Below are 20,172 nucleotides of genomic sequence, written 5' to 3'. Positions count from 1 at the left end.
AGAAGTGTCATGAGAGACATACAGTTCCTTTGGTACGAGTCATTAGGTACCGCGGTCTCTTCCCGCCAGCAACGCTGGCTTCCACGCCGGATTCATAGACGAATCGTGATGACGACGTGGAATTGGTGGGAATACTCCCCATGGCCTTGCCATTCTAGCGCCTGAAATTCCCAACGAGAACACAGGGCACTAAATCTCACATTGCGCGCCCAGCGAACGCTAGGCTTTGGCAGCACGCATCGCGCGCAGCTCCTTTTTTAGGTCGTCGATCTCGTCGCGCAGGCGAGCCGCGAGCTCGAACTGGAGCTGCTCAGCTGCCAGGTGCATCTGTGCCTGAAGTTCTTCGATAAGCGCCGCGATCTCTGCGCCGTCGCCACGCTTGGGCGTCGGTTTTGCCTCTTTACGGTACCCGCCCTCGAGCAACTGGGAGGTATCGATGTCTTCACGCATGAGCATGTCCGTCACGTCAGAGATTTTCTTACGCAATGGCTGCGGGTCGATTCCGTGCTCTTTGTTGTAGGCCATCTGCTTTTCCCGACGCCGGTTGGTTTCGTCGATCGCCTCACGCATGTTGGGCGTAACGGAATCAGCGTACATGTGGACCTGGCCCGAAACGTTACGAGCCGCGCGGCCGATCGTCTGGATCAGCGACGTCGTCGAACGCAGGAAACCCTGCTTATCGGCGTCGAGGATTGCCACGAGCGAGACTTCTGGAAGGTCCAGGCCCTCACGCAGCAAGTTGATGCCGACGAGCACGTCGAACTTGCCGAGTCGAAGCTCACGCAACAACTCCACGCGACGTAGTGTATCGACGTCGGAGTGCAGATACTCGACTTTCATACCGCGTTCGGCGAGGTAATCCGTCAGATCCTCCGCCATCTTCTTCGTGAGCGTCGTGACGAGCACGCGTTCGTCACGCTCAGTGCGCTTTCGGACCTCCTCGAGCAAATCGTCGATCTGGCCCGTTGTCGGCTTGACGATCACTTCCGGGTCCACGAGCCCGGTGGGGCGAATAATCTGCTCTACGTACCCATCGGCCTTCTCCATTTCGTATTTGCCGGGAGTCGCAGACAGATAGACAGTCTGCCCGATACGCTCGAGAAACTCCTCCCACTTCAGCGGACGGTTGTCCATCGCGCTTGGCAGACGGAATCCATGCTCCACCAGGGTGCGCTTGCGCGACATATCTCCCTCATACATTGCGCCGATCTGTGGCACTGTCACGTGTGATTCGTCGATCACTAACACGAAATCCTCTGGGAAGTAATCGAGGAGTGTATTCGGAGGCGTGCCGGGGCCGCGCCCGTCGATATGGCGCGAATAGTTCTCGATGCCCGAGCACGTGCCGATGTTTCGCATCATTTCGAGATCGTAGGTGGTGCGCATCTCGAGACGTTGCGCCTCCAAAAGCTTGTTCTGCCGGCGAAGTTCCTCGAGCCGATCAGCAAGCTCAGCCTCAATCGATTCGATTGCGCGAGCCATTCGCTCTGGGCCAGCCACGTAATGAGTAGCGGGGAAGATGTGCGCATGCGTGGTTTCGCGGATCACGTTTCCAGTGAGGGGGTGAAGTTCACTGATGGAATCGATCTCGTCTCCGAAGAATTCAATCCGGATCGCGAGCTCCTCGTAGACAGGGATAATCTCAACCGTGTCACCGCGAACGCGGAACGTCCCCCGCGTGAATGCCATGTCGTTGCGTGTGTATTGCATGCCAACGAAGCGCTTAAGCAGCTCGTCGCGATCGAGTTCCTGCCCCACTTCCAGGCGGACCATCCGGTCCACGTACTCTTGTGGGGTTCCCAGGCCGTAGATGCAGGAAACAGAGCCCACCACCACCGTGTCGCGGCGGGTGAGCAGGGAGTTCGTTGCCGAGTGGCGCAGCCGCTCCACCTCGTCATTGATCGACGAATCCTTTTCGATAAACGTATCCGTTTGGGGAACGTAGGCTTCCGGCTGGTAGTAGTCGTAGTAGGAAACGAAATACTCAACGGCGTTGTTAGGCATGAGCTCGCGGAACTCAGCCGCCATCTGCGCGGCAAGGGTCTTGTTCGGCTCGAGGATGAGGGTTGGGCGCTGGATCTTCTCGATCAGCCATGCAGTCGTAGCGGATTTACCGGTTCCAGTTGCACCGAGCAACACGATGTCCGCCTCACCTGCGTTAATGCGCTCGGCGAGCTCCGCGATCGCCTGGGGTTGGTCGCCTGAGGGCGTATACGGCGAGATAACTTCGAACGGATTTTCCTGGCGAACGAGATCAGAAACTGGACGCATGTCGAAAAGCCTACTCTCCGACGTCGGTGTGCGGCGAGCGTCCCTGCTCACGGCGAAGCCATGCCCACAGCGTGTCAACTTGCTCCACGAGTGCGTCGAGATTGCCGTCGTTGTGAATCACGACGTCGGAGAAAACTTCGCGTTCTTCGTCGCGCAGCTGGTTCGCGATGCGGGCACGCGCGTCGGATTCAGACATTCCACGCTGTTCCACGAGGCGTGCAATCCGGGCGTTTTCAGGTACGGACACAGCGACCACGAAGTCTACTCCGGTGGCTGCAAAGGAATCAGGCGTGTAGAGCGGAACCTCGCGCACAATAATCGCTCCCGGATCGGCCTCAAGGATCGCAGATTCGCGCTTCGCAACGATCTGGCCGATACGCGGGTGGACAATACTGTTGAGCTGTTGAAGTTGCAGCGGGTCCGCAAAGACGCGCCGCGCGAGCGTTGCGCGATCAAGCGCGCCAAAGCGACCGATGACATCGCTCCCCCACTGCGCAACGATCTGTGCAAGTGCCGGCGTTCCGGGTTCAACAGCCTCGCGGGCAACCTGGTCGTAATCAATCACGGATGCGCCGTGTTCAGCGAGCAACCGCGCAACCGTCGACTTCCCTGAGCCGATTCCGCCCGTCACAACCACGATCATCTGCCAACCTCCCGAGGGAAATTCTAGCGAAGATAAAGGTGTGGGCGGAGGAAAATCCTCCGCCCACACCAGAGCTTTATTCAGCGACTAGGCTCAGTTGCCGGTCAGCTTCTCGCGGAGAGCCGCGAGAGCCTCGTCGGAAGCGAGCGTGCCCTCAGCCTCGGAACCCGAGGAGTACGACGCCGGAACTTCCTCAGCAGCGGCCGAAGCCGGAGCCGAAGCGGCAGCAGCGGCGTCGGCCTCGATGGCCTTCGCAACCTGTGCCTTGTGAGCCTGCCAACGAGCCTCAGCCTTGGCGTACTCGGCCTCCCAAGCGGCCTGGTTCTCTTCGAAGCCCTCAAGCCACTCGTTGGTGGCCGGGTCGAAGCCCTCCGGGTACTTGTAGTTGCCGTTCTCGTCGTACTCGGCTGTCATGCCGTACAGCGACGGATCGAAATCCTCCGAGTTCGGATCCACGCCCTCGTTCGCCTGCTTGAGCGAGAGGGAGATGCGGCGACGATCGAGATCGATGTCGATGACCTTGACGAACACCTCGTCGCCAACCTTGGCGACCTGTTCAGGCAGATCGATGTGGCGCTGAGCGAGCTCCGAGATGTGCACGAGGCCCTCGATGCCGTCCTCAACGCGAACGAACGCGCCGAACGGAACGAGCTTGGTGACCTTGCCCGGCACGATCTGACCGATCTGGTGCGTACGAGCAAAGGTCTGCCACGGATCTTCCTGGGTAGCCTTCAGCGACAGCGAGACGCGCTCACGATCGAAGTCAACGTCGAGAACTTCGACGGTGACGTGCTGGCCAACCTCGACAACCTCCGACGGGTGGTCGATGTGCTTCCAGGAGAGCTCGGACACGTGAACGAGACCGTCCACGCCACCGAGATCCACGAACGCACCGAAGTTGACGATCGAAGAGATAACACCCTCGCGGACCTGGCCCTTCTGCAGGGTGCCGAGGAAGTGCGAACGCACCTCCGACTGGGTCTGCTCGAGGTAGGAACGGCGGGAAAGAACAACGTTGTTGCGGTTCTTGTCGAGTTCGATGATCTTCGCCTCGAGCTCACGGCCGATGTAGGGCGCGAGATCGCGCACGCGGCGCATCTCAACGAGGGAAGCCGGGAGGAAGCCGCGCAGGCCGATGTCGAGGATGAGGCCGCCCTTGACAACCTCGATGACGGTACCGGTAACGACGCCGTCTGCTTCCTTGACCTCTTCGATCTTCGCCCAAGCGCGCTCGTACTGTGCACGCTTCTTCGACAGGAGAAGGCGACCCTCTTTGTCTTCCTTCTGCGTGACGAGTGCCTCGATCTGGTCACCAACTTCGACGACGTCATCAGGGTTCACGTCGTGCTTGATGGACAGTTCCTTGGAGGGGATAACACCCTCGGTCTTGTAGCCGATGTCGAGGAGAACTTCGTCTCGATCGACCTTGACTACGGTGCCTTCGACGATGTCCCCGTCGTTGAAGTACTTGATGGTCTTATCAACCGCTGCAATGAGGGCTGCCTCATCGCCGATATCGTTGATTGCGACTTCGGGGGTCGTCGTAGTGTTGTTAGCAGTCATAGAGTTGGTGACTCCGCTTACGTAAATAGTGTTGGATAATGGACATGGCATGGCTGACCCATACCAATCGAACAGTCTACGGGTCTTCCGAGCTGGATTCAAGCCGCAAAACGCGTGTTTTTCCATTGTTTACGCCACAGAAAGGACGAAGATGGACGCCGGACGCACTCCGTTACGCACAACCGACAGCCCCCTGGAGGCAAACAGGACGTGGTGGACCAACCACGCCGGGGAGTACCTTGCGCAACACGGGCCAACCCTGGGCGATTCCGACTTCATTTGGGGCCCTGAAGGCCTACGCGAGGCTGAGATTGAACTGATCGCTCCCCCACAGGAGCTCCCCGATCACCACATCCTGGAAGTCGGCGCTGGCGCCGCGCAATGCTCGCGCTATCTCGCGTCCCTCGGCGCCGACGTCGTTGCAACGGATCTTGCGCCTGGGATGGTCACAGCTGCACGTGAACTCAACTCGCGCACCGGGGTCGAGTTCCCAGTGATCGAAGCCGATGCGCTGACGCTCCCCTTCCCCGACGGCGAATTCGACACCGTGTTCACCTCGTTCGGAGTGATTCCGTTTGTTCCTGACCTCTCAGAACTTCACCGCGAGATCGCGCGCGTCCTGAGCGACGGCGGGCGCTGGATCTACTCGGCCCTTCACCCGGCGCGCTGGATGTTCCCCGACGATCCAACCGCGGCGGGAATGACAGTGCGCAACTCCTACTTCGACGCGACTCCCTACCAGGAGCGCGACGGAGGCCGGCTCGCCTACGTCGAGTTCCACCACACCTTCTCAGCTCATATCAATGCTCTGACCGACGCAGGCTTTATCGTGGACGAAGTCATCGAGCCCACGTGGCCAGCTGGGCGCGACGTCGTCTGGGGAGGATGGGGGCCGGAGCGCTCTCCCTATATTCCCGGGACGCTCATCATCGCATCACACCTGCCCGACGTCGTCGCACGCGGCTAGCGGACGCGAACCGCGCGCGCCGACGTCATCAGTGAGCCGCCGAACGCCAGTCCGGGCCGATGCCCACGCCGACCGACAACGGAACGGACAGCTCAAAAGCGCTACCCATCTGTTCGCGGACTATCTGCTCAACCTGCTCCGCCTCGCCGGGAGCGATCTCGAGCACAAGTTCATCGTGAACTTGGAGGAGGATCCGCGAAGCGACGCCAGCGTTGCGCAGCGCCTCCTCAGTGTTCAACATTGCAACCTTCATCAGGTCAGCTGCCGAGCCTTGGATCGGCGCGTTGAGCGCCATGCGCTCCGCCGCCTCGCGCACCTGCCGGTTGGTAGCTGTCAGCTCCGGAAGATAACGACGCCGGCCCATGATCGTCTCTGTGTAGCCCACCTTGCGGGCCTGGACAACAAGCGAATCAAGATACGACTTCACCTTCCCGAACCGGGAGAAATACTGGTCCATCAGGTTTTGAGCTTCAGGAACCGAGATCCTCAGCTGGGCCGACAGCCCGTAGGCGCTCAGCCCGTACACCAAGCCATAGCTCATCGCCTTGATCTTCGAACGCTGTGCCGGCGTGACCTGATCTTGCGGAATGTGGAACACTCGTGACGCCACGAACGAATGAAGATCGGCCCCCTGGTTGAACGCCTCGATCAGCGATTCGTCGCCGGAAAGGTGCGCCATGAGACGCATCTCGATCTGCGAATAATCCGCCGTCATCAGTGATTCATAGCCCTGTCCGGGCACAAACACCGAGCGGATCTGCAGGCCTTCCTCGGTGCGCGCATGAATATTTTGCAGATTCGGATCCGTCGACGACAGGCGGCCGGTTGCGGCGACAGTCTGCTGGTAGGTGGTGTGGATGCGGCGGTCGTCTTGGATCGAGGCCAGGAGGCCTTCCACCGACTGGCGCAACTTGATGGCGTCGCGGTGCTCGAGCAAAGCGGCGAGGAAGTTCTGGCCAGCAATGCCATCAGCGTCCTCACGGTTCGCGATTTTCGCCAAAAGCCCCTCGAGTGCCTCCGCGTTCGTCGTGTATCCCGACTTCGTCTTCTTCGTCTTCGGCAAGCCCAGTTGGTCGAAAAGCACCGCCTGAAGCTGCTTCGGGCTCGAAAGATTCACCGAGTCATCGCCGATTGCATCCCACGCAGCGGACGCCGCGTTGCCCACGCGCGCGTCAAACTGAGCACGCAGATCCTCGAGCGCTGCCTCATCTACCGCGATGCCACGCGCCTCCATGTCTGTCAGAACCCGCGAAACCAGCATCTCAAGATCGCGCAGTGCATCCGAGCCCTCCTGCTGATCGAGCTGCGCACCAAGAGCCTCGGCAAGATCAAGCACCGCCACAGCTCGCGGGGCGATCGACGCAGCTGAGCCATCCAACGCAAAAAGCGCACCGTCGTCGGCGGCAAGTTCAAGCCCAAGGTAGCGCATCGCCAGCTCGTCAAGATCGTACTTGCGCTGGTCAGGGTGGAGAAGATAGGCGTCGATTTCGGTATCAACACTCCACCCGCGCACCATCATCCCCTCGCCAGCGAAGGCGTGCGAGATCCCCTTCGTGCCGTGGCCGATCTTCTTCGCGCCCGGATCCGCTAACCACGTTGCGAGAGTTTTTTCCGACGTTGGGGTCAGTTCACCAAACGACGACGCGAACGTTGCTCCGTCGGTTGCTGCGATTGCGAACTCATCGATCCGGCCACGCGCCGGGGCCAGCACCCCCTGCACAAACAGAGCGTACGGACCGCAGTGCGCCGCCACGAAATCCGAGAACTCGGTATCTGCGACGACTTTTGCCTCGCGTAACTGCGCATCCGCCACAATCGGAGCTGTCCCTTCGCGCGTCGGCCACTCAGCGAAGACGCGGGTGCGCAGTTGCGTGAAGTCGAGGACATCGAAAAGCTCGTGGACCTTCTCAGGCTCGGCGCCCGCGATCTCAAGCGCGGCCATATCCGGAACGATATCCAAATCCCTCACGAGCTCGTTGAGAGCGCGGTTGAGCTTGACCTGCTGAAGATTTTCGCGTAACCGCTCCCCCACTTTTCCTTTGATTTCGCCCGCGTGCGCGATGATCTCGGACAATCCGCCATACGTGGTAATCCACTTCTCGGCGGTCTTCTTCCCCACGCCAGGAACGCCGGGGAGATTATCGGCGCCTTCACCAACGAGCGCTGCCATGTCTGGGTATTGCTGCGGGAACACACCCGTGCGCTCCTTGACGACATCGGGAGTCATTTCAAGCATCACCGAACGCGGCATCGGATAGAGCACCGTGACGTTATCGTTGACGAGCTGATACGAATCCTTGTCGCCAGAGGCCACGTAGACGCGCATATGCTCAGCCTCGCCACGCGTCGCCAACGTTGCCACGATATCGTCGGCTTCAAAATCTTCTTTTGTTAGCCACATGACCCCGAGGGCGTCGAGGACCTCCTGAATCAGCTCGATCTGCCCTTTAAACTCCTCGGGCGTGGCAACACGACCGCCCTTATATTCCGAGTATTCGCGCGTGCGGAACGTTCCACCCGGAAGGTCGAACGCTACTGCAACGTGCGTGGGCTGATACTTCTTAGCAAGCGATAGCAGTGTTGAGAGGAATCCGTGCACCGCGTTCGTGTACTTTCCTTGCGCGGTTTTGAACGACTCCGCAGGGAGGGCGAAGAAGGAACGGAACGCGAGCGAATGGCCATCGAGAAGAAGAAGAGTATTCACACTCCCACCCTATCTGTTTCGCGTCACTCGCGCGGTATCCTAGGCCTATGTTGACTGAACTTGGAGAAAAGCTCGGCTTCCGTGTTGTTACGGAATCCTCGCAGCTCGTCGAGATGGAAATGCCTGTCGAAGGAAACCGGCAAGTAGTGGGAATCCTGCACGGCGGGGCGAGCGCGGCGCTCATCGAAGAGGCGGGCTCGCGCCTGGCACTTGCTCTTGGCGACGACGGCACGGTTCCGGTTGGTACCGAGCTGTCAGTTTCGCACGTCGGAAGCGCTCGAGGAGGGCGTGTGCGGGCGCGCGCCGAATTGCTCCACCGCGGAAAGAAAAATTGCGTTGTTTCTGTGATCGTCAACGATGGCGGAGTGACGACGGCGGTAGGCCGACTCACATGTGTCTACGTTGCGAAATAGATAAGTGGCGATGGCACCGCGTGCCATCGCCACTTATCTAGAGCATAAAAACTACTTGCCGACTTGGTCCAGCACAGCGTCGGCAACCTCGCGCATTGTCAGACGGCGATCCATAGATGTCTTTTGAATCCAGCGGAAGGCTTCGGGCTCAGTCAGACCCATCTTCTCCTGCAGGAGCCCCTTTGCGCGATCCACGCGCTTACGCGTCTCGAATTGCTCCGCAAGCGAGGCGACCTCATTCTCCAAGGAGACGATCTCGAGATGCCGTGAGATCGCAATCTCGACTGCCGGGAGAAGATCTTGGGGTGTGAACGGCTTCACAACATAGGCCATCGCACCAGCATCCCGTGCGCGGTTCACGAGTTCCTTCTGAGAGAAAGCGGTGAGCATCACCACTGCGCACTGGTGCTCGGCGAGGATCTTCTCTGCGGCGGTGATGCCGTCCATGCCGTTCATCTTCACGTCCATGACGATCAAGTGCGGCTCAAGCTCCGAGGCGAGCTCAACCGCCTCTTCGCCGCTGGAAGCCTCGGCGACGACGTCGTAACCGGCGTCTTTCAGCGTCTCAACGATATCCAAACGGATGAGAGTTTCATCCTCGACCACCATCGTGGTGATCGTCGACGGATCGTTGTTGTCGGGGATGACCTCGACCTCCAAGTCCCGAACATTTTCCGCCTGGGACATAAACGACACCTCCTTTGGTTCGCTTACCTGACTGTAGCAAACCGGTGTTCGCTGCAGACGCTTGTCAAACGAATAGTGCTCCCGGAGGGACTCGAACCCTCACGCTTTATGGGCGCCGCATTTTGAGTGCGGTGTGTCTACCGATTCCACCACAGGAGCAATGCATACCGGCGGGCCGAAGCCCACCGGTACACCATACCCGAATTCATCGGTGAATGAGAAGTTCACCCACCTTGTGAACTCGGATCGAGTTCGTCGAGCCCGACTGCCCCGGCGGCATACCGGAGACGATCACGACCTGATCGCCATCAACAGCCATGTTGTTCTCGCGCAGAGCCTCGTCCACCTGCTCCACCATGTCGTCCGTATGGGCCACGTTCGGAACCATAAACGTCTGCACGCCCCAGGTGAGAGCGAGCTGCTGCCGGATCTCTTCCGAAGGAGTGAATACCAGCAACGGGATACGACCACGAAGGCGGGACATACGACGAGCAGTCTGGCCGGAAGCGGTGAAGACTGCGAGGTACTTCACACCGAGAGCTTCACCAACCTCAAGGGCTGCGCGAGTGATCACGCCGTTACGCGTACGATGAAGGTTGCCCACCTTCGGAATGCGCTCAAGGCCATGCTCCTCGGTGAACTCCACGATCGAGGCCATCGTACGCACACACTCGATCGGGTACTTACCAACCGAAACCTCGCCGGACAGCATGACGGCGTCAGCGCCGTCAAGAATGGCGTTCGCACAGTCAGAGGTTTCTGCACGCGTCGGGGTTGGAGCGTTAATCATCGACTCCAGCACCTGGGTGGCGACGATCACCGGCTTGGAGTGACGGCGGGCAAGCGACACGGCGCGCTTCTGCACGATCGGCACCTGCTCCAGCGGGAGCTCCACACCGAGATCGCCACGGGCAACCATGATGCCATCAAACGCGCGAACGATGCCTTCGAGCGCGTCCACAGCCTGTGGCTTCTCGATCTTTGCAATGACCGGAACCTTGCGCCCAACGCGATCCATGACCTCGTGAACATCGTCGACATCCTTAGCCGAGCGGACGAAGGACAGGGCCACGAGATCACAGCCGTAGCCAAGACCCCACTCGAGATCTTCCTTATCCTTCTCCGACAGGGCCGGAACCGACACTGCAACGCCTGGAAGGTTCACGCCCTTGTTGTTCGAAACCGGGCCACCGACAACAACTTCGGTCTTCACTCGGGGGCCGTTGACCTCGAGAACCTTGACCTTGACCTTGCCGTCGTCGATCAGGATGAGATCGCCGGGGTTGCAATCGCCCGGAAGGCCCTTGAACGTGGTGGAGACGAGATCCTTATCGCCCGGAACATCCTCTGTGGTGATCGTGAAAATATCACCATTCTCGAGGAGAACTGGCCCTTCGGCAAAACGGCCGAGGCGGATCTTCGGGCCCTGAAGATCGCACAAAATAGCAACCGGAACACCGAGTTCCTTCGCTGCTTCGCGAACCCAATCAATACGCTCCTCGTGCTCCTCGTGAGAGCCGTGGGAGGCGTTGATACGCGCCACGTTCATGCCCGCCTTGACGAGCTCAACGATTTTCTCTTTCGAACCCACTGCGGGGCCGAGTGTACAAACAATTTTAGCTCTACGCATGGTGCCTACTTTACCTGATTTGAGAGGCGGTATCCGAGTCCTCGGTCCCACCTTCGCCATCGTTCAACGAAATATTGACATATCCGGGCGCGGTCGGCGCGTCCTGAGAAGGATCGAGCACAATATCGTCAAGCTCGGGATGCGCCCGCAGATGCCGTGTGAGCAGGGCAAACGCGACGCAGGCGGCAACAAAAACGATGATCGACGTCCATACATTCAAGCGCAGGCCCAGGAAGAAATGCGCCTCATCGATGCGAAGTGCCTCGATCCACACGCGGCCCGCCGTATACGCGATGACGTACAGCACGAAGACCTGTCCACCACGAAGTCGGAAACGCCTCTCCGCGAACAGGAGCAGAGCAAAGACCCCGAGGTTCCACAATGACTCGTACAGGAACGTTGGATGGAAAAGCGTCCCTGGCGCGTAGCCAGCAGGAAGATGAGCCGCGTCTATTTCCAGACCCCACGGCAACGTTGTCGGGCGCCCGAAAAGTTCCTGGTTGAAGTAATTCCCCCACCGGCCGATCGCCTGCGCAAGAACCAAACCAGGCGCAACGGCGTCGGCGAACGGAGCCAGCCGCAAGTTTCGGCGATGAAGCGCGACGTAAGCTGCGCCCGCACCCGCCACAACTGCACCCCAGATACCGAGCCCGCCTTCCCAGATCCGCAAAGCCTTCCACGGGTCGCCACCCGCCCCGAAGTACGCATCAGGACTGGTCATCAGATGGTAGACGCGAGCGCCTAGAATACCGACGATCACCATCCACACCACCACGTCGATGGTGACTTCCTCGCCACCGCCCTTGCGAATGTAGCGGCGGTTTGACAGCCAGTACGCCACGATGATTCCCGTCAAAATCGCTAACGCATAGGCTCGGATCGGGAGCGGGCCGAGATACCACACGCCCTGTGAGGGCGAGGGAATCGACGCAAAAATGCTCATAATACTTCCTTCTTACTTTGCAGTCTCACCGCTGAGCGGGTGCAACACCCCAAGAATATCGAACACGACAAACGCCGCCACCTTGCCCTGAGCAAGACGAGGAGGAATGGTCAGCGCAACCCTCGAACCGACACGCTGGTCCAGTAGCCCATCGTGGAGCCCGGGGTAGACCTCGGCCATCGTCACGCGCGCGGGCGCATCAGTCGCCCAGGTGTCTTCAATTATTTTTCCGTTCGGATCAAACATGCGATAGTTTCCGATGACCACATCGGAGCCTGTCACCTGAACACCTTTTCCAGTGCGCAATACTTGAATATCCAAGTCGTTGCCAGCAGCCGACTTCCCCTTCGCGATCGGCCGACCATCGCGGTCGTTAGCGTAGGTAAAACGCTGAGCGAGAACGCCAGCATCCGCGGGCTCGCCACTCGCAACAGTCGGGAGAACGTCGATCACTACCACCTCTGTGCGCCCCGAGCGCGTGAATGTTGTGACAACACGCGAGCCCTCCTTCGTGCCAACGATCGACGAATACAGCTGCCCCAACGCCTCTTTTGTGGCCGGCAGGGCCTGGATTTGTCCAGAGTTCTGCGCCGCCGTGAGAGCACCTGAGGCTAGGTCGAACGACGTTGCTGTGAAGAGGACCTGACCGCCCGCAGTGACCGCTCGACCATCCCCTGTCCGTTCTGTTCGCGAAAAATCCGCCGGGAGTGTATTGCCCGTCGAGACCACAGTGACGGGAGCGCCAAGCTCCCCCGAGACCGTAATTTCGGCCGCCGTCGAGATGCGCCAGGGAAAGAGCAGACCCAGCCCAACCCCCACGACGACGGCGAGCACGAAACGAGAAACCTCACGTTTCACGACATCTCCCCAATCAGCTCATCGACGCGCGGGTCAACCGACGCAAACGGGTCTTTCAGCGCAACCGTCTGCCCGGCGTCGGCTAGGCGCAGCGTAGTCCAGTCGGCAGTGAACCCGCGGCGGCGCCGCAACGCCTCCTCGATGAACCGACCGCGGAGCGCGGCGCGAGTAGTTTGCGGGGCGAGCGTCTGTGCGCTCTCGACGTCGGAGCGAGGCACCAGGGTGGAAACCGCACCGGCGTCTTCGAGTTTGGACAGGAGACCGGCGTCGGTGATGTCGTGCCAGGCGAGCGCGAGGCGCGCAATGCGAACGTCGGAAAGATCGGTTCCAAGTCGATCACAGTAACGCTCGAGGAGGCGCTTCTTTGCCACCCAGTCTAACTCGTTCGCCAGAGTGTCGATCGTACCGGCGCGCAACGCGTCCAGCCCGCGTGTCCACAAATCGAGCCCGTAGGCACGGATCGGATCGAGACCCGTCAACCAACCTTCCTTCTCGTAGTGCCCGAGAACGAAATCATGAACCTGAGTTTGGATATCGAGCGCGCTCATCGCCGTGCCATCCGTGACCGGTACGGGGGCGGTGCCAGTAAGATCGCGCGAGATCGTTCGCAATGCGGCGGGCGGATCCACAAGTTCAAGCCTCGGCAAGCGCACTCCCGATTCGACGACGTTCAGGAGCGCCTCAGTTGCGGCAACCTTGAGCACCATCGTCGGCTCGAGCATATTGGTATCGCCCACGATCACGTGCATCCGGCGATACTGGTCGACGTCCGCGTGCGGCTCATCGCGGGTGTTGATCATGGGACGCGAGCGTGTTGATGCGTTCGAGATCGAATCCCACACCTGGTCCGCACGCTGGGAGAGCTCATAGCTCGTGCCGGCTTCACTACGGCGAATATGGCCCGAGCCCACCAAAATCTGGCGCGTGGTGAAGAACGGGATCAACCACGCCACGCGCTCGGTGAAATCTGGCCGGCGCCGCACCAGATAGTTCTCGTGGCATCCGAAGGAGTTGCCTGCCGAATCAAGATTGTTCTTCATCAGATGGATACGCGAAGGCACGCCCGCCTGCTCAAGTTTCGCATTCGCGGTGCGCGCAAGGTCGCGAAGCATCAGATCGCCGGCGCGTTCGTTGAGCAACAGATCGCGCACAGAATCACATTCGGCTGTTGCGTACTCCGGGTGTGCACCAATGTCGAGGTAGAGGCGGGCTCCGTTCGTCAGGAAAGCGTTCGTACTCCCGTTCGTCTCGACGACGGGTTGGAACAGCAGCTCGGCCGCCTGTTCAGCCTCGACCGGTGCGGCAGAAGAGTTGAGCGCGGCCGCCGTAATCCCATATTCAGTCTCGATCCCGATGATTCGGCGGTTCACTGGCCGCCCTTCTGGACAAATCCGGCAACAAAGGAAGCCGCGTTGTCCTCAAGGATCGCATCAATATCATCGAGGAGAGAATCGACGTCGGTCACTTGCGGTTGTTCGAGCGGCGTTACAACGTTCTCTTCCTGCGCCGCGTTCGGGCGAATAAATTCTTGCGACATGTGATTCCTCATTTCTCTTTCGTGACCTGCGACAGGAAATCAGCGACCGTTGCCGACTTCTCCAGGATATCCCCCACGAGGGCCTCGGTACCAAGGTTTGGATGGAGCAGCGGCACACGCACTAACTGTGGCTCACCGGCGTCGAGAATCACCGACGACCAACTCGCACCAACGACGTCGGGCCCGAACTTCTCGACCAGGCCGCCACGGACGAAAGCCCGGGTTGAGCGCGGGGCGTTTGACACCGCCCACGCGACTTGAGATGGGGTAAACAGACGGCGTACCTTGCCGGCTGCGTCAAGCTTGGCAACGATCGAGCGCTCGGGGCGCAGATCGTGCCACTGGAGATCCAGTGCGCGGAGCCGATCGTTATCCCAGCTCAAACCCCCACGCTCGCGCATCTGTTCCAACAGGCGGAGTTTACCGACCCATTCGATGGAGCTCGCCGCATCGAACTTGTCACGACGGAGCGTATCGATCGTCCACTGCCACAACTGTAGAATCTCTGCAGTATCGAAATCGGGCTCGCCGTGGGTATCAACCGCCGCACGCACAGACTCAAGGAAAATCTCTTGAATGTCGAGCGCTGTCATCTCTCCCTCGTTGAGATCCAGGCGCTCGGTAAGCGTGAGGTCGTGGGAGACATTCCACGTGGCGATCACAGGATCGTGCATCACCACCGATTCGAGTGCGAGCGGCACAGCGTCCTGTTCAAGCATCCACAACACCAGCGAGGTGGTGCCGATCTTGAGTACGTTCGACACATCGAAAAGGTTCGCATCTCCCCCAATCACGTGCAGACGACGCAACTGAGCAGGGTCGGCGTGTGGCTCATCGCGAGTGTTGATAATGGGCCGCCTGAAGGTGGTTTCGATCCCCACCGGCGTCTCCACATAGTCGGCGCGTTGCGAGATTTGGAACCCCGGATACTCCGACTTCTGGCCGATGCCAACACGACCTGCACCGCAGATCACGGGGCGCGTGATCATGAACGGCGTGAGGTAGCGGACAATATCCGAAAATTCGACGCTACGCGACACCGCGTAGTTCTCATGGCTGCCATAGGCAGCACCCTTGCCGTCCACGTTGTTCTTATAAATAGCGAAATTCTTCCCGGAATGCGCAAGGAGCGAGAGAGCCTCAACGGCGATGTGCTCTCCTGCCCGATCCCACAACACAGCCTCGCGCGGGTTTGCCGTTTCAGGCGAGGAATATTCAGGGTGGGCGTGATCGACGTACAAGCGGGCACCGTTTGTCAGGACGCCGTTCGCCGCACGAGGAGCCGTAAGCTGGGCCGACGTCGGGCGGGGCACCGACTGCAGGCCCGGACCCGATGGTGCAGGAGAATCAGGATCATCAGTCAGGAGCGAAGGATCGACGTCGGCGCGGTCATAACGGAATCCGCGGGCGTCGTTGAGCGGGTCTTCACCCTGATAGTCCCACATCACTCCACCACGTGGACCCGCTGATGCTCCCTGAGCTAGATAAGCCGAAACGAATTCGGTTGACAAATCCACCGGATCCGCGGCGGGTTCATTCACGCTCAGGATTCCGAACTCGGTTTCCGTTCCCATGATGCGTTTGACACTCACAGCAAGCCCTCCTTCAAAGTTCGCGAGAAATCGGTGACGGCACGGGGGCCACGAGCTGGAACTGTTGTGGGATCGACGACGGTGTCCGACTGTGGCGCTTCGACGTCGGGGATCCCATGTGGAACGGGGTCGGCACCCTGCGCTTGACCCATTGCGCCGAGCTTCTTGACGTATGTGATGCGACGGTCGGAGCTACGCCCATTGACCCGTGCCCATTCGGTGGGGCTTTGAATCGCGCCAACAGATTCATCTTCCCGTGCTACCTCGCGTGTCGCCTCAATGAGATGCCGCGTGCGAATTCCCCGCTCACCTGTAGCAAGCAAATCCTTGATGGCGCCTTTCTTCGCACGGTCGACGATCTCGGCAAGCATCGCTCCTGAGACGAAATCGCTAATGTAGAGGATCTCGCTTTCACCGTCGGCATAGGTCACCTCAACGAACGCGTTCTCAGGCGTTTTCGCGAATAGCGCCTCAACACCCGCACGAATCATATGGCGAACGGCGGCCTGAGCAGACCCTGCGCTCGCGATTTCTTCCTCGTGGATCGGCAGATCGGGCGTGAGGTACTTTTCCATGATCTCGATTGCGCCGGCGAATTTTGGGCGCTCGATGCGGATCTTCACGTCGAGGCGGCCCGCGCGTAAAATCGCCGGATCGATCATATCTTCACGGTTTGAGGCGCCAATGACAATCACGTTGTCGAGCTTTTCTACGCCATCAATTTCCGCGAGCAATTGCGGGACGACGGTGGTTTCGACGTCGGAGGAGACTCCGCTTCCACGGGTGCGGAACAATGCCTCCATTTCATCGAAGAAAATGACGACCGGAACGCCTCCTGCGGCGCGGTCGCGAGCACGCGAGAAGATTTCGCGGATTTGACGTTCAGTTTCACCCACGTACTTATCGAGAAGCTGCGGGCCTTTGATGTTAATGAAGTAGGAACGCCCAGAGCTCGAGGACGAGAGCTTGTGCGACAGTGAGGTAGCAACCGCCTTCGCGATGAGGGTCTTTCCACATCCTGGAGGGCCGTAGAGCAACACACCCTTTGGAGGCTTGAGGCCATGCTCCCGGTAGAGTTGCGGCTGCTCGAACGGCAATTCCACTGTGTCTTGAATTGCCTCGATCTGCGGGCCAAGGCCACCGATGTCCGAATACGACACGTCGGGGATTTCTTCCAAGAGCAGGTGCTCGACGTCGGGGCGCTCTACATGCTCAAGCACGAAGCCGTTTTTCGCATCAACGAGCACGAGATCACCGCTGCGAAACTCTCCGGCGTCGGTGCGCTTGGTGAGGTGGAACAAGCGCTTCGAGGCATCGCCCAGGCGCACAAGTGCGCGATCGCCAGCCACGAGTTCGATCGTCGCGAGCTCGCCGGCACTCTCAAAGCGTTGCGCAGCCACAACCACGTTGCCGGAGTTGAGTAGCACTTCCTGGCCTTCGACGAGGGAAGCAACATCGACATCGGCGGCAACCGCGACGCGCAACTTACGGCCCGCGCTCATCACGGCCAGGGTACGATCGGCGCCGATCTCGAGCACGGTTCCGTACGACGCCGGTGGCTGGGTGAGCGCCTGTAATTGCTCGCCCAATTGGGCGATCGTATTGCGGGCATCCTTGAGCGCTGCCGAGAGACGATCGTTCTTGCGCTGAACCTCGAGGAACTGATCCATGAGCGTCGGTTCACTCATCGCGCTGTGCCTTTCGTGCAACACGGCGAGCGCGAATCGCGTGCAAGTTTGCCTCTGCCTTCGCGGCTCCCTCTGCCGTGATTTTCTCGTCCATCGCCGCTTGTGCGGGGCCTGCCTCGGCAGTCCCCGATGCCTCGATGTCGGCACGGCGCGCAACATCACGGCGAACCTTGCGGAGCTTCTTCTCCGAAATTGTGCGCTCCTCGAAATCTTCGGCGCTCCACTCGGGTGCCTCGTTGTGGGCGCCGGGCGCCGGGCGCATCTTCTTTTCGAGCGGCTGCGAGCCGGGCGCGATTCGACGGGCAACGATCAGGAATCCCGTGTGTGCCACCATTCGATGGTCCGGACGAACCGCCAGGCCATTCAAGTGCCAGGTTCGCTGAAGCGTTTCCGAGGCCTCCGGCTCGGTGAAGCACTGGCTTTCGCGCAGAGTCTCCACGAAGCGTGACATCTGGGTAGTGGTGGCCACGTAGGCGAGGATCACTCCGCCTGGGCGAAGCGCGTGCGCCGCAGGTTCGATGTTTTCCCAGGGAGCGAGCATATCGAGCAGGACGGCGTCCACACCGGTTGTCTCCTCGAGGTGATCGCTCACCGAGCCGATCAGCACATCCCAGGCCGGCATCTGCGGCCCATACCAGGATTCGACATTCGCAATAGCGATTTCCGCGAACTCTTCGCGGCGCTCCACCGAGGTCAAATGGCCCTCAGGGCCGATCGCAGCGAGCAACGACAGTGTGAGTGCGCCCGAGCCGACACCGGCCTCGACAACCTTCGCACCCGGGAAAATATCGGCCATTGCAACGATCTGCGCCGAATCTTTCGGGTAGATCACGGCAGCTCCCCGCGGCATCGAGAGCACATAGTCACTCATCAACGGGCGAAGCGCCATCAACTGGTGCCCATCGGCGTCAAAGACGGTGCCCTCGTCTTTGCCAATCAGATCGTCGTGCTTGAACGAGCCGCGCTGGGACTGGAAATAGCCGCCATGCATCAAAGTGACGGTGTACTTCTTCCCCTTCACGTCGGTGAGCTGAACACGCTCACCGGCACGGAATGGGCCACGACGGCGGGCAGGACCAAGAGGATGCAGGTAATTATTCACAGCTCCAGTCTACTGGGCTGGGCCCACACGCGCGCTCGCGCGTGTTGAGGGCCACTGTGGATAACCGGCGGGCGAATGGACCACAACGTAGTAGCGTGGAGTGCATGAAACATGCTGCCCTGTCGCCATCACGAGCTTCCGATTTTCGTTCGTGTCCGCTCAAGTTCCGTTTCCGTGTGATCGACAAGCTTCCTGAACCGCCGTCGACGGCGGCCCTGCGCGGAACGATCGTCCACTCGGTCCTCGAGCACTTGTTCGACCACCCGGCCCCCGAGCGTACAGAATCAACGGCGCAAGCCCTTCTCCACCCGATGTGGGAGGCGCACCTGGACAAGACGCCTGCCGACGCCGATCTCTTCAACTCCCCGCAGGAGCGCGCAGAATGGCTCGAATCCGCGCGTCCTTTGATTTCTCAGTACTTCGCGCTCGAGAACCCGAGCTATCTGGAACCCGCAGGGCGCGAGCAGTTTGTCAACGCCACACTGCCATCTGGTCTCGCGATCCGTGGCATCGTCGATCGCCTCGATAAATCCCCCCAGGGCCAGCTGCGAGTCGTAGATTACAAGACCGGGAAATCACCGAGCCCCCGGTTCCAGGACGGTGCGATTTTCCAGATGCGCTTCTATGCCACCGCGCTCTACTACTCGGAGAATGTCTTGCCTGCGCGCACCCAGTTGCTCTATTTGAAAGACGGACGGACCCTCACCTACGATCCGGTTCCTGCCGACGTCGACGCCACCACCGCCGAACTCGAGTCGATCTGGTCTGCGATTCGTGGGGCAATCGACACCGGCTTCCAGCCGCAAACCGGCCCGCTGTGCAACTGGTGCCACTTCAAGGAAATCTGCCCCGCGTTCGGAGGAACTGCACCTGAGATCAGTGCCGACGGCGTCACTGCACTCCTTACTGCCGAGCGTCCCACTCGCTGAACAGTTCCTCGACTCGCTCCCGGCTCAGTTCGGCGAGTGAGGGCACTGTCACCATCCCTGGCAACTGTGGAATCTCGACGCCGAAGGGGATGCCCACGGTCAACGCACCGGAGGCGTGTGCTGAGGTGACACCCGGAACCGAATCCTCGAAGGCCATGCACTGCGCCGGCTCAACGCCGAGCAACTGCGCCGCCATCAGGTATGGCTCCGGATCAGGCTTGCCGCGGGTGAGCATATCGCCCGTCACGACGGCGTGAAACGTGCCCTCCGGTAGCGCGTCCAGCGTGAGCTGGGTGAACTTCCGATAGGAGGAGGTCACCAGAGCACAGGGAATCCCCCACTCGTGCGCTGCGGAAAGCAGTTCGCGGGCTCCCTCACGCCACTCCAGCCCCTCGTGCTTGCCAATCTCCACGACGGCGTCGAGGATCATATGCCCGAACTCGTCGGCTGTGTGGTCGAAACCGAAACGATCGACGAAGTACTGGCCAGCGTTCGTCAGCGACATGCCAACGACGTCGTATTGGTCTCCCTCGACCCACGGGATGCCGTAGCGGGAGAGCACCTCCACTTCGGCGTCGAACCAGAGTTTTTCGGAATCGGTGAGGGTGCCGTCCATATCGAACAGGAAAGCTTTCGGAAGCATAC

17 protein-coding genes and 1 tRNA gene are annotated in these 20,172 nt (G+C 60.1%); 3 read left to right on the top strand and 15 right to left on the bottom strand.

Annotation, left to right across the window (positions count from 1 at the left end):
• Window positions 1–219: 219 nt before the first annotated feature.
• From uvrB to rpsA, 3 genes are all read right to left on the bottom strand, one after another.
• Entirely contained in the window at window positions 220–2,271 is a 2,052-nt protein-coding gene (uvrB, locus tag P8A24_RS04525; protein WP_278057395.1) for an excinuclease ABC subunit UvrB, read from the bottom strand.
• A gap of 10 nt (window positions 2,272–2,281) precedes the next feature.
• Entirely contained in the window at window positions 2,282–2,914 is a 633-nt protein-coding gene (coaE, locus tag P8A24_RS04520) for a dephospho-CoA kinase (RefSeq protein ID WP_278057393.1), read from the bottom strand.
• A 93-nt stretch (window positions 2,915–3,007) separates the two neighbouring features.
• Window positions 3,008–4,477, bottom strand: a complete 1,470-nt coding sequence (gene rpsA, locus P8A24_RS04515) for a 30S ribosomal protein S1 (RefSeq protein WP_278057391.1) — start codon at window positions 4,475–4,477, stop codon at window positions 3,008–3,010.
• A gap of 151 nt (window positions 4,478–4,628) precedes the next feature.
• Here rpsA and P8A24_RS04510 point away from each other — a divergent pair, with 151 nt between their 5' ends.
• Complete coding sequence (locus P8A24_RS04510; protein WP_278057389.1) at window positions 4,629–5,444, top strand: class I SAM-dependent methyltransferase; 816 nt, start codon at window positions 4,629–4,631, stop codon at window positions 5,442–5,444.
• 28 nt (window positions 5,445–5,472) lie between these two features.
• Here the strand turns inward: P8A24_RS04510 and polA are convergent, their stop codons facing one another.
• The gene (gene polA, locus P8A24_RS04505) at window positions 5,473–8,148 is read right to left on the bottom strand and encodes a DNA polymerase I (protein ID WP_278057386.1); all 2,676 of its coding nucleotides are present in this window, start codon (window positions 8,146–8,148) and stop codon (window positions 5,473–5,475) included.
• 47 nt (window positions 8,149–8,195) lie between these two features.
• Here polA and P8A24_RS04500 point away from each other — a divergent pair, with 47 nt between their 5' ends.
• On the top strand, window positions 8,196–8,561 hold the full coding sequence (locus tag P8A24_RS04500) for a PaaI family thioesterase (RefSeq protein WP_278057384.1): 366 nt from the start codon (window positions 8,196–8,198) through the stop codon (window positions 8,559–8,561).
• Between the two features lie 51 nt (window positions 8,562–8,612).
• On the opposite strand, the gene P8A24_RS04495 is transcribed toward P8A24_RS04500, so the two are convergent.
• The 10 genes from P8A24_RS04495 to P8A24_RS04450 all read right to left on the bottom strand — a co-directional run bounded on the left by P8A24_RS04495 (window position 8,613) and on the right by P8A24_RS04450 (window position 18,598).
• The gene (locus tag P8A24_RS04495) at window positions 8,613–9,170 is read right to left on the bottom strand and encodes an ANTAR domain-containing response regulator (protein ID WP_278060202.1); all 558 of its coding nucleotides are present in this window, start codon (window positions 9,168–9,170) and stop codon (window positions 8,613–8,615) included.
• A gap of 154 nt (window positions 9,171–9,324) precedes the next feature.
• A tRNA-Leu gene (locus P8A24_RS04490) sits at window positions 9,325–9,407 on the bottom strand.
• A 46-nt stretch (window positions 9,408–9,453) separates the two neighbouring features.
• Window positions 9,454–10,878: a pyruvate kinase gene (gene pyk, locus P8A24_RS04485; RefSeq protein ID WP_278060146.1), complete on the bottom strand. Its 1,425-nt coding sequence runs from the start codon at window positions 10,876–10,878 to the stop codon at window positions 9,454–9,456.
• Window positions 10,879–10,888: 10 nt separating this feature from the next.
• The gene (gene lgt / locus P8A24_RS04480) at window positions 10,889–11,821 is read right to left on the bottom strand and encodes a prolipoprotein diacylglyceryl transferase (protein WP_278060144.1); all 933 of its coding nucleotides are present in this window, start codon (window positions 11,819–11,821) and stop codon (window positions 10,889–10,891) included.
• Window positions 11,822–11,833: 12 nt separating this feature from the next.
• Window positions 11,834–12,679, bottom strand: a complete 846-nt coding sequence (locus tag P8A24_RS04475; RefSeq protein ID WP_278060142.1) for an FKBP-type peptidyl-prolyl cis-trans isomerase — start codon at window positions 12,677–12,679, stop codon at window positions 11,834–11,836.
• Window positions 12,676–14,049, bottom strand: a complete 1,374-nt coding sequence (gene pafA, locus P8A24_RS04470) for a Pup--protein ligase (RefSeq protein WP_278060140.1) — start codon at window positions 14,047–14,049, stop codon at window positions 12,676–12,678. The genes P8A24_RS04475 and pafA overlap by 4 nt, the downstream gene beginning before the upstream one ends.
• Window positions 14,046–14,216 (bottom strand): ubiquitin-like protein Pup, encoded by a 171-nt coding sequence (locus P8A24_RS04465; RefSeq protein WP_278060138.1) that lies wholly within the window; start codon window positions 14,214–14,216, stop codon window positions 14,046–14,048. The genes pafA and P8A24_RS04465 overlap by 4 nt, the downstream gene beginning before the upstream one ends.
• Window positions 14,217–14,224: 8 nt before the next feature.
• On the bottom strand, window positions 14,225–15,808 hold the full coding sequence (gene dop / locus P8A24_RS04460; protein WP_278060136.1) for a depupylase/deamidase Dop: 1,584 nt from the start codon (window positions 15,806–15,808) through the stop codon (window positions 14,225–14,227).
• Window positions 15,805–17,496, bottom strand: a complete 1,692-nt coding sequence (gene arc / locus P8A24_RS04455; protein WP_278060134.1) for a proteasome ATPase — start codon at window positions 17,494–17,496, stop codon at window positions 15,805–15,807. Before arc ends, dop begins: the two co-directional genes overlap by 4 nt.
• On the bottom strand, window positions 17,489–18,598 hold the full coding sequence (locus P8A24_RS04450; RefSeq protein ID WP_278060133.1) for a tRNA (adenine-N1)-methyltransferase: 1,110 nt from the start codon (window positions 18,596–18,598) through the stop codon (window positions 17,489–17,491). The genes arc and P8A24_RS04450 overlap by 8 nt, the downstream gene beginning before the upstream one ends.
• 104 nt (window positions 18,599–18,702) lie before the next feature.
• Between P8A24_RS04450 and P8A24_RS04445 the strand changes: the two genes are divergently transcribed.
• Window positions 18,703–19,527 (top strand): RecB family exonuclease, encoded by an 825-nt coding sequence (locus P8A24_RS04445; protein WP_278060131.1) that lies wholly within the window; start codon window positions 18,703–18,705, stop codon window positions 19,525–19,527.
• On the opposite strand, the gene P8A24_RS04440 is transcribed toward P8A24_RS04445, so the two are convergent.
• Window positions 19,502–20,170, bottom strand: a complete 669-nt coding sequence (locus tag P8A24_RS04440; RefSeq protein ID WP_278060129.1) for an HAD family hydrolase — start codon at window positions 20,168–20,170, stop codon at window positions 19,502–19,504. The two genes, P8A24_RS04445 and P8A24_RS04440, sit on opposite strands and share 26 nt — an antisense overlap.
• Between the last annotated feature and the right edge of the window lie 2 nt (window positions 20,171–20,172).

Origin of the sequence: Arcanobacterium wilhelmae (assembly GCF_029632765.1) — a bacterium.
GTDB lineage: Bacteria > Actinomycetota > Actinomycetes > Actinomycetales > Actinomycetaceae > Arcanobacterium > Arcanobacterium wilhelmae.
The sequence above is the reverse complement of the archived record's forward strand: the minus strand, read 5'-3'. Positions and strand labels throughout refer to the sequence as shown.